The sequence below is a fragment of the Planococcus salinus genome, assembly GCF_003719725.1.
GTDB classification, from domain to species: Bacteria; Bacillota; Bacilli; order Bacillales_A; family Planococcaceae; genus Planococcus; species Planococcus salinus.
In genome coordinates, this window is record NZ_RIAX01000004.1 from 60,061 (window position 1) to 75,349 (window position 15,289).

A 15,289-nucleotide genomic window follows, 5' to 3' on the forward strand; every position below is an offset into this window, starting at 1 on the left:
GATTGGATTTGCTAAATGCAGCGGAGAAGACCCCGGCTGTTACAAAATATAGCTTAACGTTACTTATCTATTCACTTCGTCTCAAACGTTGTTCCCAAGCCGTCTGCTGTCAGACATCTTACCAAATCTCTGAAAAGAAGTAAATGAACATCCGGTGACAGCTCTCATGAAACAAAATGTTGTAATGATTGAAAGATTTCAACTTTCGTCAAAAGAAATAAAATCCTTTCATTCACACTCCAGTTTCTGCTTCATTGAGGATGGAACGGACAAAAAGAAAAGCCGACCGAAAACTTTTCACAAGTATTCGGGCAGCTTTTCAGTCCGTTAATCCGCTAATACCCTCTTCAAGGGCAGGCTAAAACGTCAACATGGACAGATTATTTATTATCTGCCGGAGCAGGCTCTTGCTGATTTTCTGCAGGAGGCTTCCGTTTGATGAAAAATCCGAGAACCACACCGATGCCGCTAAGGACTCCTGCAACCATGAACGACATGTTGACGCCGTGGATCAACCCTTCCACTCCGTATTGTTCCGGATTCAACGCTGTGGTCGTCATAACCGTGACGAGGAGTGCCGTACCGATGGAGCCGGATACCTGGCGCATCGTGTTGCTCATAGCCGCACCGTGCGGAATAAGGTGTTCAGGCAATTGATTGATACCGGCAGTCGTCACTGGCATCATCACCATGGAAACCCCCAGCATTCGGATGGCATGCATCACCGTCAGATACGTGAAAGACGTGGTGGCTGTCAGAAAAGCGAATTGAAAAGTCGTGACTGTAACAAGAGACAGTCCGACAATAACCAGCCACCTGGCTCCGATTGCATCAAATACCCGGCCGGTCACAGGGTTCATGATTCCCATTACAATCGCGCCCGGCAGAAGCATCAGACCGGATTCAAAGGCGGTAAAGCCGTGCATGTTCTGCATATAAATCGGTAAAATCGTTGCGCTGCCGATCATCGAGATAAAGACGATGACACTGAGGACAGTCGAAAGAGCGAAAATACCGTATTTGAATACTTTAAACTCGAGAAGCGGCTCTTTCAACTGGAACTGTCGCCGGATGAAGAAAACCAGCGACACAACGCCAAGCGCAATTGATACAATAACCGCTGTGCTTCCCCATCCCATGCTGCCGGCGCTTGAAGCACCGTACAAAATGCCGCCGAAACCGAGCGTCGACAAAATCACCGAAAAAACATCAAGTTTCGGGAAAGTCTGCTTGGTGACATTTTTTAAGAAGAAATAAGCAAAAATAAGATCTAATATGGCAATCGGGATTACAATGTAAAACAATGCGCGCCACGGGTACTGCTCCACGATCCATCCTGACAACGTCGGACCAATTGCCGGCGCGAAGGAAATAACCAGGCCGAACAACCCCATCGCCTGCCCCCGCTTTTCAATCGGGAAAATGACGAAAAAAATCGTCTGGGTCAGTGGCATCATGATTCCCGCTCCGGAAGCCTGAATGATTCTGCCCAAAATCAAAACAGGAAAGCCGGGAGCGAGCGCGCAGACGATGGTACCTGCCGCAAACAAACTCATCGCTGTTAAAAACAGTGCCCGTGTTGAAAACTTACCGATCAAAAAAGCGGTGACAGGAATCATCACTCCGTTCACCAGCATGAAGACCGTCGTCAGCCACTGGGCGGTATTTTCATTGATCTCCAAATCTGCCATAATATGAGGCAATGCCGTGGCGAGAAGCGTCTGATTTAAGATCGCCACAAAGACGCCTGCCATCAAAACTGCCAGAAGAGGCCCTTTTTTGAAGCCTTGGCCCATTGCCGGTTCTGTATTTGTCATAGCCAAAACCTCACCGTCTTAAAAGTATTTTCATACCCGAATTAGTTTGTTTTCTATTATCCTTGTTCCCTTAACAATCTTCAACTATTCCATACTCTTTAGGAAAACAACAAAAACGCGCAGCTCTTCAGCTGCGCGTTCCATCCATTATGCAGTTTTCTCTTTCCGGTGGCTGACACGGTGAAACACCAGGTAAAGAGCCGGAATCATGATCAATGTAAAGAGACTGGAGAACGCAAGTCCGGCAATGATGGTGATAGCCAAAGGCTCGAACAGCGGATCTCCTGAAAGCGCCACTGGAATCAGAGCGACAATCGAAGTCACCGACGTCAAAATGATCGGCTTGATGCGGGCATAGCCTGATTCCATAATAGCTTCTTTGATTTCGAAGTCACCCGATAAACGGCGGGCTTCCACAAAATCGATCAGCACGACGGCATTGCGAACCACAATCCCTGTCAATGAGACGATCCCCATGACGCCGAGGAAACTGAGCGGTGTCTGAGTGATAAACAGGCCGAGGATTGCACCGGATATGCCCAGATATACAGCAATCAGCACCAGGAACGGCAAACTGAACGATTTAAACTGGAAGGCAATGACGAGATAAACGAGCAACAGCACTACCATGAACAGAATTCCGATTTCAGCAAAGAAATCTTCCTGCGCCGAATTTTCCCCGCCTGTTGAAACCGTATAACCTTCCGGCAAAGAAGAACGCTCGCTGTCCACTACATCCAGCATACTGCTTTCAAAGCCATCGCTTGTGCCAAATGCTTTTAATGTAATGGCACGCTCCGCCTCCACATGGGGCACTTGGGCGATGGAAGTTGTCTGTTCCGCTTCCAGTAATTCGTCCATACCGATCAACTGCGGCGGTCCTTCCCCGGTTGTCTGCGGAATGGTGAATTCCGACAGATCAATTTCCTGGCCTTCTTCAATGCCATCCTGCTTCAAAAAGACTTCATAAGGCATTTGGCCTTCGTAGACGGTATAGAGGGGAACCCCTTGCGTCAGCAGCTGAAGCTGATTGGTCACCATGCTGAGCGCAATGTTATTTTGTTCAAGCGCTTCCCTCTGCGGCACGTATTCAATTGTCGGAATGGATTCTCCCAAATTATCCGTCACGACATCTGCGCCATTTTCGAGCATCTGCTGTTTCAGAGAATCACGAAGACTCTCCAGCTCGACAAGGTCCTGTCCGGACACCGTAACCGTTACCGGCGCACCGACAGGCGGTCCCTGTACAATCGTATCGAGGAAAATTTCCGCCTCTGGATAGCGATCACGCAATTCCTCCTGCCATTTATCGATAAACGCGGAAGCTGATGTACTTTCCCGGTCAATACGGAATGCCACTTGGCCTGTGTTGGCACCGGTATTATCCATCGAAGCTGCGAATAAACTCGGCAGGCCTTCTCCGGTAAAGACAGCGGTTTCGGTAATGTCTTCATCTTCCGACTGCAATTGCTGCGTCAATTCAGCAAGGAATTCATCCGTTTCTTCAATCGTCGTCCCTTCAGCAAGCCGGACATCCATCGTCACTTCTTTGCGGTCGGCTTCCGGGAAAAACTCAAACGGCGTGAAAAACGCCAGTGACAGCAAGCCTGTCGAAACCACAAGGCCTGAAATACCGACCAGTAACGGACGCTTCAAAATACCCCGTAAAACTTTTTGCGAATAAAACCCAGCCAGCTTTTCAAGCGGCTTCCCTAAAAATCCGGGTGTGTCGGAAATGGCTTTCGGCTTCCGCTTCGTTTTCATGTATTGCATAATCGGCACAAGTGTCACCGATAAAATTGTGGATGCAATAATTGTCGTAATCAAAATACTCGGCAACGCTTTGATGAACGCTCCGTTTCCGCCTGACAAAAACAGCAGAGGGGAAAACGTGACAACAATCGCCAAACTGGAAGAAATGATGGAAGAATACACTTCTTTAACACCTCTTACCGCCCCTTCGCGCGGCGTATCCCCCAATTTGTAGCGGCGCTGTATATTGTCGTTCACCACAATACTGTCATCCACCAGGATTCCGATTGCGATAATCAGACCGATTACGGAAATCTGATTCAAATCGACACCCATCGATGGAATAGGGATCAGTCCGACCAACACGGAAGCCAGGACAGTCAACGCTACAGCCAAGGCTCCGAACAACGTCAAACCGGCTGTCGTCGTGATCAGTACCGCAATCACAGCAATCAATAAAGAAATATACAGGCTGTCAAAAATGGAATTGACATTGTCAGCCTGCGATTCGTACTTATCGGCCTGAACGCCGGCAGGCAAAGATTCTGCAAAGTCATCGATGACCCGCGAGACATTTTCATCTACAGAAGGGACATCCTGACCGGTCTGCAGGAAGACCGTATAGGAAATGGCCGGCTGCCCTTCATACGTCACGATATCCGTCGTCTCTTCGTCAACAATTTCAATCTCGGCAATTTCACTCAAAGGCGTTGCAGAAGAACCGACCTGCAGCTGTTCCAGCTTTTCAATGCCTTCGTTTTGACGGACAGTCAACGAAAGACGTTCATTGCCATTGTCATGAGTTCCCAGTGACAGCGGCTGGTTAGCCTGACGAAGTGATTCCAGCACTTCGAACGGCTGCAGCTGGTTTGCTGCCAGCTGCTCGCTTTGAAGCTCGATCACCACTTGCTGGGAATTTATCCCTTTGACGGTCGTCCCCGCAACGCCCGGGACTGCCTCCACGTCAGCGGACAAGTCCATCAGCGCCTGTTCCATGCCCGCCAGTTCTGCCTCATCTCCGTAAAACATGTAAGAAACGAGCGGAAACGTCAGGTCCAGCGGCTCGACAGTCGTTTCCTGGACTTGTTCCGGGAATTGTCCTGAGGCTTGCTGTGCCTGTTGCTGGATGGTATTGACCAGTTCATCCGGTTCAATGCCGTCCTCGATTTCCAGCGTAATAACCGAAGCGGAGTTCGCGGAGACTGACTGCATCGAAGAAATCCCGTCGACATTCTGGATCTCCTGTTCTATCGGTGTTGTAATGGTCGTTTCGATTTCTTCCGGTCCCGCTCCCGGCAAAACGGTCGACACCAGAATGAGATTAGGCGCCGTTTCCGGTATTTCCCGCTGCGGCAATGTCATAAAAGTATAGACACCCACCAGCATAAAGATAAAAATCAAAAACAGAAATAATTTTCCCCGTTCCAATATGTATGTCATAAGCTTTCTCCTTTTCTTTTGTATAACAATTGTATAACATCATCAGCGTAAGCACCAATTTAAAGCAAAGCAAATCGAACAAAAGCTGCCAGTTGACCCGGCAGCTAGTCAGAAAAGTTATACCAGTGGTGTTTCATGTAGTAGGCACCGGCTAACAGCAGGAGAGGGGGCACGATGCATAACCGGAACCAAATTCCTGAGCCTCCCATGAAAATCAGCAACATCGGCGGCAGCAACGCGGTTCCACTCCATGCCAGCGCTTTCCAGGAGCGCTTCCATATTCCCCAGATAAACAGCACTGCCGATAAGCCAATCAGAAACCACAAAAAGATTCCTACAACGAACAATTCCATCTGTTTCTTCCTCCTTCCCCGCTTGCTGCTCCTTGTTATTCTATACCCCATCTTTTCCGAAAGAATACAGGCTGAATGAAATAAACCCCCAAAGCAACTGTGCACCGAATACAAAAAAACCAATCAAAGCATCTGCCTTGATTGGTTCAGAGTGTTCTTATAAATTTTCAAAAAATAGCCGGATCACATCGGCGCCGCCGATAAAAGTGCCAAGCGAACTGCCGACATTCGTCAATACGATGACAAGCAGGACACGTGTGACTTTATTGTCCCAGAAGCCTTTAATCGTAAAAACGTCTTTGGACAAAGTTTCAAAATCACCGACATTCGGCCGGCGGATTGACGCCTGGACGATACCGGAAAACCAGCCTGCCGCCATCAGCGGATTCAAGGAACTGATCGGCGCCGCGAAAAATGCCGTCAATATGGCCAGCGGATGGCCAAGCGCCACGGTGGCTCCAATTGCCGCCAGGCTGCCGTTCCACAGGACCCAGCTGAGCGTCTGTTCCAAACCGGCGACCGGGTTGTTGTAGAACGTAAAAGCGATAATGGAAATAATGATCAACGGAATCGACCATCCGATGATTTTCGGCCACTTCGATTTCGGCGGCACTTTTGACAACTCTTCCAGGTCATGTTCATGGTGAATCTCTTTCGTAATACCCGGCACGTGAGCCGCTCCCAGGACCGCCACCACTTTATTGCCGGGCGCTTGTTTGATCTTCTGCGCCAAGTATTGATCGCGTTCATCGATCAACGGTTTTTTAAGGCGCGGGAAGGCTTGTGTGAAATCGTCCAGCACGGCATTCAGCGTATCCTGCGACTTCATCTTTTCCAAATCCGCTTCGGAAATCGTCTCTTTGCTGAAAATACTGAAGAACACCGAAGTCAGAAGCTGGGCTTTGCCCATAAGCCCGATGTTTCCCCAGATCCGCGAAAAAGTCGTCTGGATGTTCCGGTCTGCCAGTACCAGCTCTGCACCGGTCTCTTTCGCCGACTCGATGCCCTGAATCATTTCCTGTCCCGGCTTGATGCCGAATTGGTCCGCCAGACGGTTTTGAAACGAGGAAATTGCCAGGCTCATCAACAGCAGACTCGCTTTTTTGTCTTTGATAACTTTAAAAATATCGGTTTCCTTCCATTTTGTGCTTTCTGTCACGGACTGATAACGCTGTGCATCGAGTTCGATGCACACGGAATCCGGACGCTCTGCATGGATGACTTCCTTCACCTGCTCCGCACTTTGCCGTGAGACATGCGCTGTGCCGATTAAAATGAGTTCTTTGCCGTCTACTTGTATACGCGTAATATTTTCTTCAGGCATGTTGTACTTCCTTCATAGAATTTATTTCTTTTCATTAATTGTGTAAGTTGAACCAATTACCTTTCCGTGCCGATATTCCGCAAACCAGCTGCGCTTTCCTGCGGGCTTGCGCTGAACTAACTCGGGCTCGGCGCCCGAGTGGATTTCAGCACTTCGCTATCCCGCTGGAGTCTCCGCTGTTTTGCTCCATATCTTTTATGGAAATAGAAAAAAACAGCTCCTTGCTCATTAAGCCAATAACTTTCCTGGAGCCGGCACATTCGCAAGTGAAGCGATCCGGAAGAGTTAATTCTTGTGTTCAACTTATACAGAATGAAAAGACTGTCTATTCATTTATAATGAATTACATCGGAGAAAATATCAATGCCGGAGCCCCGTTTTCGTGGATTGTCCGCATTGAATGTGTCCGCTTCTGCAAGGTCGCCGCTCAGCTTCTACACAAAACCAAGTTTCAGCACCTTTCAGGACAGGCGATACACCAAAAAACGCTCGCGCGGCTCTTTTTCGGCACCGGGAAGCACCACTTCCTGAAAGAGTTCAAATTGCGTCTGCCGTTCCAGATAGTCGGTGTAGTCAGCCGACGGGAAAAACAAGATCAAATCGACTTGCCGCGGTTCTGTTTCCGCGGAACGCAAAATCTTATTGACGACTGTCATGAAAATCTGAACGGAAAATGGATTGAAAAAATAAAACTTGTTGTCCTGTGGTTTGATTTCATAGGATTGCGCAAGTCCGCATTCAAATTCAATTTCCCTGTTGGCACCTTTGTGCTTCTTTCCATAACGTTCCCGGTTTTTCAGTGCCTGCTTGAAAAATGCTTCACTCATTTCCACGCCGGTGCCACCCGTTCCGAATAAGTGATGAGCATAAAAATTCAATCGCCCTTTGCCGCAGCCAAAATCGATCAGCCGGTCACTGCTGTCCAGTGGATAGACAGCAAATAAACGGTCCAGCAGCTCATAAGGCGTGGCTTCGTAACGGTGAAAATGCGGCGAATCATTAAAGCCATGCTGCTCTTTCGTCGTGGCAATGTTTAATAATTCATCGTATTGCCTGTCTCTCACTTGACCACCTCTTTTTCGCATAATTTTTACGGATTTCTCTTGCAATTCACAAAAATATTTGGTACAGTCTAGCTAATTCAATATTTTCTTGCTTCGATTTATGAAGTGAGGATAGAGGCGCAAAAACCATCAGTACACAAGCCGAGGAGTATGAGCTCTTGGGACGTTTGTCGAAAGGGGAATTTGCCGAAGCGGTTGGAAGCTCATATTCCAATGCGCTGGGCCTGCTCTTGAAAAAAGGCAGGACTGTCATATAGGAAACTATATGGTGGGCTATCTGATGCAGGAACGATCGGTAAACATTGTTTCTACTGCAGCAACGGATCCCCCGTTGCTGCTTTTTTTGTTTATTCCTGAATGGCCCTCTCACCTCTAAGTTTTGAAAAAAAATTAGAAAAGGGTGTGTGCTTTATGAATTTCGGCCAAGTCATTACAGCAATGGTTACCCCATTTGATGCCAACGGTGAAATTGATTTTCAAGCAACAAGAACATTAGTGGAACATTTGATAGAAAACGGCTCAGACGGAGTAGTTGTCGCCGGCACAACCGGTGAATCCCCGACTTTATCGGCAGAAGAGAAAGTGCAATTATTTGAATTTGTCGTTGAAACCGTACATGGACGCATTCCGGTCATCGCCGGCACCGGTTCCAACAATACGCGCGCTTCGATTTCCTTGACGAGACAAGCAGAACAAGTGGGCGTTGACGGCATCATGCTGGTGACTCCATATTACAACAAACCATCACAGGAAGGCATGTTCCAGCATTTTCAGGCGATTGCGCAGGCGACACGTTTACCGGTGATGCTTTATAACATTCCGGGCAGAAGCGTTGTCAATATGTCTCCGGACACCATCGTCCGCCTGTCGGAAATCGATAATATTGTTTCCGTCAAGGAAGCCAGCGGTGATTTGGATGCGGCAGCGGAAATTATCGAACGAACACCGGACAGCTTTACGGTCTACAGCGGTGATGACAGCCTTACACTGCCGATGTTGTCCATCGGCGGAACCGGCATTGTCTCAGTTTCCGCTCACATCATCGGCAATGAAATGCAGGAGATGGTCAGCAGCTTCAAGCAGGGAGATGTCGCAAAGGCCGCGGCAATCCACCGGAAATTACTGCCGACCATGAAAGCTGTGTTCGCAGCACCGAGCCCGTCACCAGTCAAAGCGGCACTTAACCTGGCAGGTGTCCAGGTCGGCGGCCTCCGCTTGCCGATGCTGCCGCTGAACGACGAAGAAATGACAGCGCTGAAGCAGGCTTTGCCACCAGAACTGGCTGTCAATTAACTGAATGAAAAGACGTAAAAGCCTTCCTGGCATGCAGGAAGGCTTTTGTCTGTATTATTTCCCTTTATGCTCTTTCTTCATCCGTTCCCTCACGCCGCCGTCCACTTCCGTTCCGTTCGGCATCGGTGTATGGAGACTGCCGGAAGTCGGTGCGGCAGGTGGCGCGTCTTCAATCACTTGCTGAACGAATTTGGCGTTCGCTTTTTCAGTGGTGCCCGGCATGATATGGCTTGAGAAAACCGTCGCTTTTGTTTTGGCCCCGACCGCCACCGTTTCCTGCGGCTTATCGATGGCACCGATGATGGCATCGATGACCAACTCCGGATCGTCCATCGGTTTCATCTCGGCAGCATGTCCCGTGTAATTGCCGGTATGTTCGAACCACGGCGTATCGGTCGCCCACGGGAGTACTGTGCAAACATGGATATCCGAAAATCCTTCCAGCTTCATTTCTTCGTTCAGCGCCGAGCTGAAGCCGGTAATGGCATGCTTGGATGCACTGTAGGCCGTATAATACGGGAACGCCACTTCGCTGGTGACGGACCCCAGATTGATCAGTGTGCCCTGCTTCATTTCCTTGAAATGACGCAGCGCGAAATGGCTGCCATTGATGGTTCCTTTCACATTGATTTTGACCATCCGCGTCAAATCCTCCAGTGGAATCTCGGTAAACGGACCGATTGCCCCAATGCCCGCATTATTAATCCACACATCGATCTTGCCAAATGAGCCCAGCGACGTTTCGAACAGCCGCGCCACATCCTCTTCTTCGCTGACATCGGTTGTTACAGCAATCGCTCGAGGTCCGAGCTCTTCGGCAAGAGCTTTGATCAACTCCGTACGGCGTGCAGCGAGGACCACATTGGCTCCTTCTGCCGCAAGCCGCCGCGCCACTCCTTTGCCAAAGCCGCTGGAAGCACCGGTGATGACAACGGTCATACCTTTCCGGGGCAGTTTTTTGGGCATAATAATTCCTCCTTCGCGATTCTTTTTTATTTATTTTTGTTCTTCAGCCGTGCCCGCAGATCACCCGACACATCCGTCCCACCCGGCTTCGGTTCGTGTAAACTGCCGGACGTATACTTTGCCGGCGGTGCTTCCCGCATCATCTTCTGCAGCGATTTGCCGGTCAGCTTTTTGGTCGTTCCCGGTGTGACTGTGCCGGAAGTCGCGACTCCTTTCGCTTTAGCGCCCACTTCCACACCTTCCTGAGGTTCATCAAGAAGTCCGGTGATGACATCCACCACTTCCTGCGGGTCATCCGCTGGCCCGACCAGGATTTCGTGTCCGCTGTAATTGCCTGCATGCTCGGTCCACGGTGTATCCGTAACCCATGGATCCACTGCGCAGACATGGATGTCTTCAAAGTTCTCCAGTTCCATTTCCTGATACAAACCGTGGCTCAGCCCCGATATGCCGTATTTGCTGGCCGTATAGGCAGCGCCGTAAGGCAAAGGGGTTTTGCTGGCAAAAGATGAGACGTTGATGAGCGTGCCATGTTTTTGCTTTTTGAACTGATTCAGCGCCAGGTGGCTGCCGTACAAAGTGCCGAGAAAATTGACGTCCACGGTGCGGTTCAGATCGGCAAGCGGAGTGTCCGTAAAAGCGCCATAGGTACCGATTCCTGCGTTGTTGATCCAGACATCGATGTTGCCGAACTTGGACATGGCGGTTTCAAACAAACGAATCATGTCCTGCTGCCTGCTGACGTCGGTGGTCACCGCCACCGCATTGGGTCCGCAAGACTTGGCCAGCTTCTCAATTTCATCGGTGCGCCGCGCCGCCAGGACCACATTGGCCCCCTCGGAAGCCAGCTGCTGCGCTACTCCTTTGCCGATGCCGCTTGAAGTTCCGGTGATGACCACGGTCAATCCGTTACGTGATAGTTGTTTTGACATGTAAACTCCTCCAGTACGATAAACTGTATAACCCTTTACTCTTTCGTATCAGTAAGCTTTCTTTTTAACCGCTTCCGCATATCTCCGGATACTCCTGTCCCCTCAGCTACAGGTTCATGCAGGCTGCCGGATGTGTCTGGAGCAGGCGGCGCGGCTTTGAGCATCGCCAATAAGGACTGGCCATTCAATTTCTGTACAAGGCCGGGCATAACTTGGCAAATAGCGATGGCTCCTTTTGCTTTAAAACCGATATCGATATTTTCTTTTGGCTCGTCGATTAGGCCGATGATTGCCGCAATGACATTTTCGGGAGCATCCACCGGCCCCAGTTCGATGACATGGCCACTGTAATTGGCCGCATGTTCAGTCCAGGGCGTATCGGTGACCCAGGGCTGCACGGTGCAGACATGGATATTGTCGTACTTCTCCAGCTTCATCTCCCGATACAACCCGGCACTGAGTCCGGTAATGGCGAATTTGGTCGCTGTGTAAACCGCGCCATATGGGAGCGGCACCTGGCTGACAAATGAAGACAAACTGATGAGCGTACCTCTTTTCTGCTTTTGGAACTGGCGCAGCGCATAATAGCTGCCGTACATTGTGCCCAGCAGATTGGTTTCCACCAGACGGTTCGCATCCCTCAGCGGTGTATCGGTGAACGGTCCGATAATCCCGAGCCCCGCACCGTTGATCCATACGTCAACGCCGCCAAATGCTTCCACTGCTGCATCCAGCAGCTTTTCGACATCCCGCTCCTTGCTGATGTCCGTCGTCACAGCCAGCACATTCGGACCGCTTCCCGTAGCCAACTCTTTCAGCAGCGCTGTTCGCCGTGCTGCCACTACCACATTCGCCCCTTCTTCGGCGAGCTGCTGTGCCACTCCTTTTCCAAACCCACTCGATGCTCCCGTGACCACAACCGTCAAACCGTTACGTTTAGGCGCAGCTGACATAAAAAGGCCTCCATATGGAAAGAAAATAGTTTAATTAGCTTATACGTACCCGCTTGAAATAAGGTTAACCATTGCAGGGGCAATGCAACGGAAAGAAATCGAAAAAGCAAAGCGGACACCCTTTGGAGTGTCCGCTTCTTGTTAACCGCTGCTTTTTTCGACTTCAATGCGCTCTTCAGCCTGAACCAGAAATCTGTTCAGCGACAATGCCAAAATATACGCCTGGTTCTTCCGAAAACTCGATGCGTTCAAAGATGGCCCGAAATCCGGTCTCTGCAAGCAGCTTTTCCCATTCGACCATGGAGAACAGACCCGATTTCTCACTGTCATATTCTCTCGTAACTCGGCCATCTTCATCTTTCAGTACATAGACGTATTCGGTTTCCACGATATGGTCGTCCGGATTGCGGTCATAACTCCACTCCAAATACCTCATGGAGCGCTCCCCCTGGTCGGTGCCGCCGTGGCGCGTAATAGACTGGAAGGTTTCTTTGTATTGATCCGGCATGATAAACAGAATACCGTCCGGCTTTAGGTGCTTTTTGGCATTTTCCAAAACCTTCCGCAAATCTGGTTCAGAAGTGAAATAAGAAATGGCGTCATGGATAAAAACCAAGTCAAACAAAGCTCCCGCCTCAAATTCCCGCATATCCCCCTGAAGGTGCTCACACTCAGGATTCAGCCTTTTGCTCACCGCCAGCATCTCAGGAGACACATCACTCAACGTCATGGAAAAATACTGTTTGAAGTAAAAGGCATTGCTGCCTCCCCCTGATCCGAATTCCAACGCTTTCTTCACTTCTGGATGATACCGGTGAATGATTTTCAGAAAGATCGATGCTTCTTCTTCGTATTCGGTATGGGGCGACATCAACGGCCACCATTCTGCTAATTCCTTATACAGCTTCATCACAACCCACCGCCATTCCGTTATTTTCTTCATTATAGAAAGACGGCCGGTTAAAAGCCACAGGAAACACAAAACAGCCCTTCCGAAAAATCTATCCTTATAGGATTGCCTCAGCCAATTTATCCAACAGGTGCTCCTGCTACATAGATAACTTGCCCTGTCACATAACCCGCTTCTTTGGAAGCCAGAAATAAGATGACATTGGACACATCCTCCGGCTGTCCCACCCGTCGCAGAGGAATTCGCTGAATCATAGCTTTTTTATAGTCATCAAAATTGTCAATTCCTCTTTGTTTGGCAAAACCTGCTGACACTTTGCTCATTTCTGTTTCAATAAAGCCGGGAGCCACCGCATTTACATTAATTCCTTTCGGGCCCAATTCCAATGCAAAAGTTTTTGTCATGCCCTGAACCCCCGCCTTAGCTGCCGCATAATTGACACGGCCAAGCGCTCCTGTTGCAGCCTGCGAAGAAGTCATGACAATCTTTCCATAGCCTTGTTGTTCCATATAGGGCTGTACGGCTTGCGTGCACAGGAAACTGCCTTTTAAATTAACATCCAAAACAAAGTCCCAGTCTTCTTCTGTCAATTGACTGCTTAAATTGTCTTTCAGCACACCAGCATTATTGACGAGAACATCAATTTTCCCATATTCTTCAAACACCTGGTCGACGCAGCGACGGACCTCTTCCCGGTTTGTGATGTTTACATTGCATACCAGGCACTCCGTATTTTTTCTGCGAATCTTTTCTGCAGTCTCTTCACTGCCTTGTGCATCCAAATCAAAGATAGCTATTTTCGCTCCCAGTTCCGCAAATTTCATTGCAGTGACAGCGCCAATTCCTCGAGCGCCTCCGGTAACGATTACCACTTGCCCATCGAATTTCATAATTTCACTTCCTTTATTTTGTTATTGGTCATAGGCTTGCATGACATATCTTTCAAACGAAAGTGCAGCGGAAGGCTTGCCGTTTTGCCGCCTTCGCGTCCCATCCTCAAGCTTTCTATAAAAATTGAAGCAATTTTAATGCCAACAAGCTTACAGTCAAGCCAACTCCAACGTCTATTTTTCGCGGGAACAGGAACTTCAGAAAAAATAGCCCTTCAACCGGCATAAATCTTTACATCCTGTGACGGCTGTTCCTGCAATTCCATACGGCTTTTGTTAACAAAATCTATAAATTCCATTCAACTTCATATTTATCTGACACACTGATGCGGGCACTTCTTCCATTTTGGTTTCACTATAGGAGTTGACGTTTTAATTTTGAAACATAATTATTCTTCAAAAAACACAAAACGGCCTCTCCGGAAACATCCAGAGAGGCCGTTCATTATTTTTATTCGATTAAAAGTCAAAGCAGGATTATTACATATCTGTACAATATCTTTTTCTCATAAAATTAAATAGATAATTAAAATGCTAACTAAAGCAACAATCAAAGACGCGATTAATCCTAGATAAATGGGTTTTAAACCGATTTCTTTTATTTGTTTAAAATTCACACCAAGCCCTACACTGGCCATAGCCATGAGTATCATAAACTTTGAAGTTTGAGTTATATTTTGAACTGCACTTTCACTAAACATTCCTAATGTATTTAAAACTGACATAGCTAAGAACCCCAATAAAAACCATGGAAAAATTTTCGATATTTTTACACCGCTGAGTGTTCCGCCTTCTTTACTCGCCCTTGAACTTATATAAATTCCTATGAGAAGTGCTAAAGGTATTAAAAATAATGTCCTAGTTAACTTTACTACTGTAGCTATGCCTCCTGCCTCGTCACTGTAGGCAAAACTTGCTGCTACTACTGAAGAAGTGTCGTGAATAGCAGCACCTGCCCACATGCCGAACACTTCATCATTCATCCCTGTTAATACTCCTATAATAGGATACAAAATTACTGCAATTATATTGAAGATGAATATTGTTGTGATAGCAAATGCCGTCTCTTCTTCTTTAGATTTCATAATCGGAGAAATAGCAGCAATAGCTGTAGCGCCACAAATAGCCGTTCCAACCCCAATCAAAGCAGGGATGTTACCTGAAAGTCCCATCCATCTTCCTATGCCTATAGTTAGTATAATCCCCAAAATTACCACAGCTGAAATGACTACTATTGATTGGCTTCCTATTGTAAAGACTTGTACAAGATTAAGACTCGTTCCTAAAAGGATGATCGCAAGCTTCAATACTGACTTTAGTGAATACTGAATGCCCGGACTGAAAACCGTGGGCATACCGATGAAATTGCGGATTAGAACTCCCAGCAAAATTGCCGTGACAGTAGAGCCTAGCAAAGGTATATCTTTACCCACACTTTGAGATATGTATGCGATTATAAAAACCATCAACAAACCTGGAATGTTTTTCTTTATGTTTGATTCTTTAAAAGCCTGTACTGTACTTGCAGAGCGCCGGACATTTGATCTCTTTTCTTGATTAATCATTTCAGTCATTCCTAGCACCTCTTCAGTTAA

The 15,289-nt window shown here is 48.1% G+C and carries 12 protein-coding genes and 1 riboswitch; of the genes, 1 reads left to right on the plus strand and 11 read right to left on the minus strand.

What is annotated here, in order from left to right:
- Positions 1 to 380: 380 nt before the first annotated feature.
- The 5 genes from EEX84_RS06995 to EEX84_RS07015 form a co-directional block, all read right to left on the minus strand.
- Positions 381 to 1,817 (minus strand): DHA2 family efflux MFS transporter permease subunit, encoded by a 1,437-nt coding sequence (locus EEX84_RS06995; protein WP_123164904.1) that lies wholly within the window; start codon positions 1,815 to 1,817, stop codon positions 381 to 383.
- 147 nt (positions 1,818 to 1,964) lie between these two features.
- Positions 1,965 to 5,009, minus strand: coding sequence for an efflux RND transporter permease subunit (locus tag EEX84_RS07000; protein ID WP_123164905.1), 3,045 nt, complete (start codon positions 5,007 to 5,009; stop codon positions 1,965 to 1,967).
- A 104-nt stretch (positions 5,010 to 5,113) separates the two neighbouring features.
- Positions 5,114 to 5,362, minus strand: coding sequence for a hypothetical protein (locus EEX84_RS07005; RefSeq protein ID WP_123164906.1), 249 nt, complete (start codon positions 5,360 to 5,362; stop codon positions 5,114 to 5,116).
- A gap of 157 nt (positions 5,363 to 5,519) precedes the next feature.
- On the minus strand, positions 5,520 to 6,686 hold the full coding sequence (locus EEX84_RS07010; RefSeq protein ID WP_123164907.1) for a TraB/GumN family protein: 1,167 nt from the start codon (positions 6,684 to 6,686) through the stop codon (positions 5,520 to 5,522).
- Positions 6,687 to 7,147: 461 nt separating this feature from the next.
- Positions 7,148 to 7,750: a class I SAM-dependent methyltransferase gene (locus EEX84_RS07015; protein ID WP_123164908.1), complete on the minus strand. Its 603-nt coding sequence runs from the start codon at positions 7,748 to 7,750 to the stop codon at positions 7,148 to 7,150.
- 104 nt (positions 7,751 to 7,854) lie between these two features.
- Positions 7,855 to 8,034: riboswitch (Lysine riboswitch) on the plus strand.
- A gap of 127 nt (positions 8,035 to 8,161) precedes the next feature.
- Between EEX84_RS07015 and dapA the strand changes: the two genes are divergently transcribed.
- Positions 8,162 to 9,043, plus strand: a complete 882-nt coding sequence (gene dapA, locus EEX84_RS07020) for a 4-hydroxy-tetrahydrodipicolinate synthase (protein WP_123164909.1) — start codon at positions 8,162 to 8,164, stop codon at positions 9,041 to 9,043.
- Between the two features lie 54 nt (positions 9,044 to 9,097).
- On the opposite strand, the gene EEX84_RS07025 is transcribed toward dapA, so the two are convergent.
- From EEX84_RS07025 to EEX84_RS07050, 6 genes are all read right to left on the minus strand, one after another.
- Entirely contained in the window at positions 9,098 to 10,009 is a 912-nt protein-coding gene (locus tag EEX84_RS07025; protein WP_123164910.1) for an SDR family NAD(P)-dependent oxidoreductase, read from the minus strand.
- Positions 10,010 to 10,035: 26 nt separating this feature from the next.
- A complete protein-coding gene (locus EEX84_RS07030; RefSeq protein WP_123164911.1) occupies positions 10,036 to 10,941 on the minus strand; it encodes an SDR family NAD(P)-dependent oxidoreductase in 906 nt (301 codons plus the stop codon).
- Between the two features lie 35 nt (positions 10,942 to 10,976).
- Positions 10,977 to 11,894 carry an SDR family NAD(P)-dependent oxidoreductase gene (locus EEX84_RS07035; protein WP_123164912.1) on the minus strand — a complete coding sequence of 306 codons (918 nt, stop codon included), beginning with the start codon at positions 11,892 to 11,894 and terminating at the stop codon, positions 10,977 to 10,979.
- Positions 11,895 to 12,069: 175 nt separating this feature from the next.
- Positions 12,070 to 12,804 (minus strand): class I SAM-dependent methyltransferase, encoded by a 735-nt coding sequence (locus tag EEX84_RS07040; protein ID WP_123164913.1) that lies wholly within the window; start codon positions 12,802 to 12,804, stop codon positions 12,070 to 12,072.
- A gap of 119 nt (positions 12,805 to 12,923) precedes the next feature.
- On the minus strand, positions 12,924 to 13,694 hold the full coding sequence (locus EEX84_RS07045) for an SDR family NAD(P)-dependent oxidoreductase (protein ID WP_123164914.1): 771 nt from the start codon (positions 13,692 to 13,694) through the stop codon (positions 12,924 to 12,926).
- A 506-nt stretch (positions 13,695 to 14,200) separates the two neighbouring features.
- Positions 14,201 to 15,268, minus strand: a complete 1,068-nt coding sequence (locus EEX84_RS07050; protein WP_123164915.1) for a YeiH family protein — start codon at positions 15,266 to 15,268, stop codon at positions 14,201 to 14,203.
- Between the last annotated feature and the right edge of the window lie 21 nt (positions 15,269 to 15,289).

Excerpts from the sequence above, each read along its gene's own strand:
- EEX84_RS06995 (WP_123164904.1), bottom strand. The coding sequence starts at position 1,817 with ATGACAAATACAGAACCGGCAATGGGCCAAGGCTTCAAAAAAGGGCCT.
- dapA (WP_123164909.1), top strand. The coding sequence starts at position 8,162 with ATGAATTTCGGCCAAGTCATTACAGCAATGGTTACCCCATTTGATGCC.
- EEX84_RS07040 (WP_123164913.1), bottom strand. The coding sequence starts at position 12,804 with ATGAAGCTGTATAAGGAATTAGCAGAATGGTGGCCGTTGATGTCGCCC.
- EEX84_RS07045 (WP_123164914.1), bottom strand. The coding sequence starts at position 13,694 with ATGAAATTCGATGGGCAAGTGGTAATCGTTACCGGAGGCGCTCGAGGA.
- EEX84_RS07010 (WP_123164907.1), bottom strand. The coding sequence starts at position 6,686 with ATGCCTGAAGAAAATATTACGCGTATACAAGTAGACGGCAAAGAACTC.
- EEX84_RS07035 (WP_123164912.1), bottom strand. The coding sequence starts at position 11,894 with ATGTCAGCTGCGCCTAAACGTAACGGTTTGACGGTTGTGGTCACGGGA.
- EEX84_RS07050 (WP_123164915.1), bottom strand. The coding sequence starts at position 15,268 with ATGACTGAAATGATTAATCAAGAAAAGAGATCAAATGTCCGGCGCTCT.
- EEX84_RS07025 (WP_123164910.1), bottom strand. The coding sequence starts at position 10,009 with ATGCCCAAAAAACTGCCCCGGAAAGGTATGACCGTTGTCATCACCGGT.
- EEX84_RS07030 (WP_123164911.1), bottom strand. The coding sequence starts at position 10,941 with ATGTCAAAACAACTATCACGTAACGGATTGACCGTGGTCATCACCGGA.
- EEX84_RS07000 (WP_123164905.1), bottom strand. The coding sequence starts at position 5,009 with ATGACATACATATTGGAACGGGGAAAATTATTTCTGTTTTTGATTTTT.
- EEX84_RS07005 (WP_123164906.1), bottom strand. The coding sequence starts at position 5,362 with ATGGAATTGTTCGTTGTAGGAATCTTTTTGTGGTTTCTGATTGGCTTA.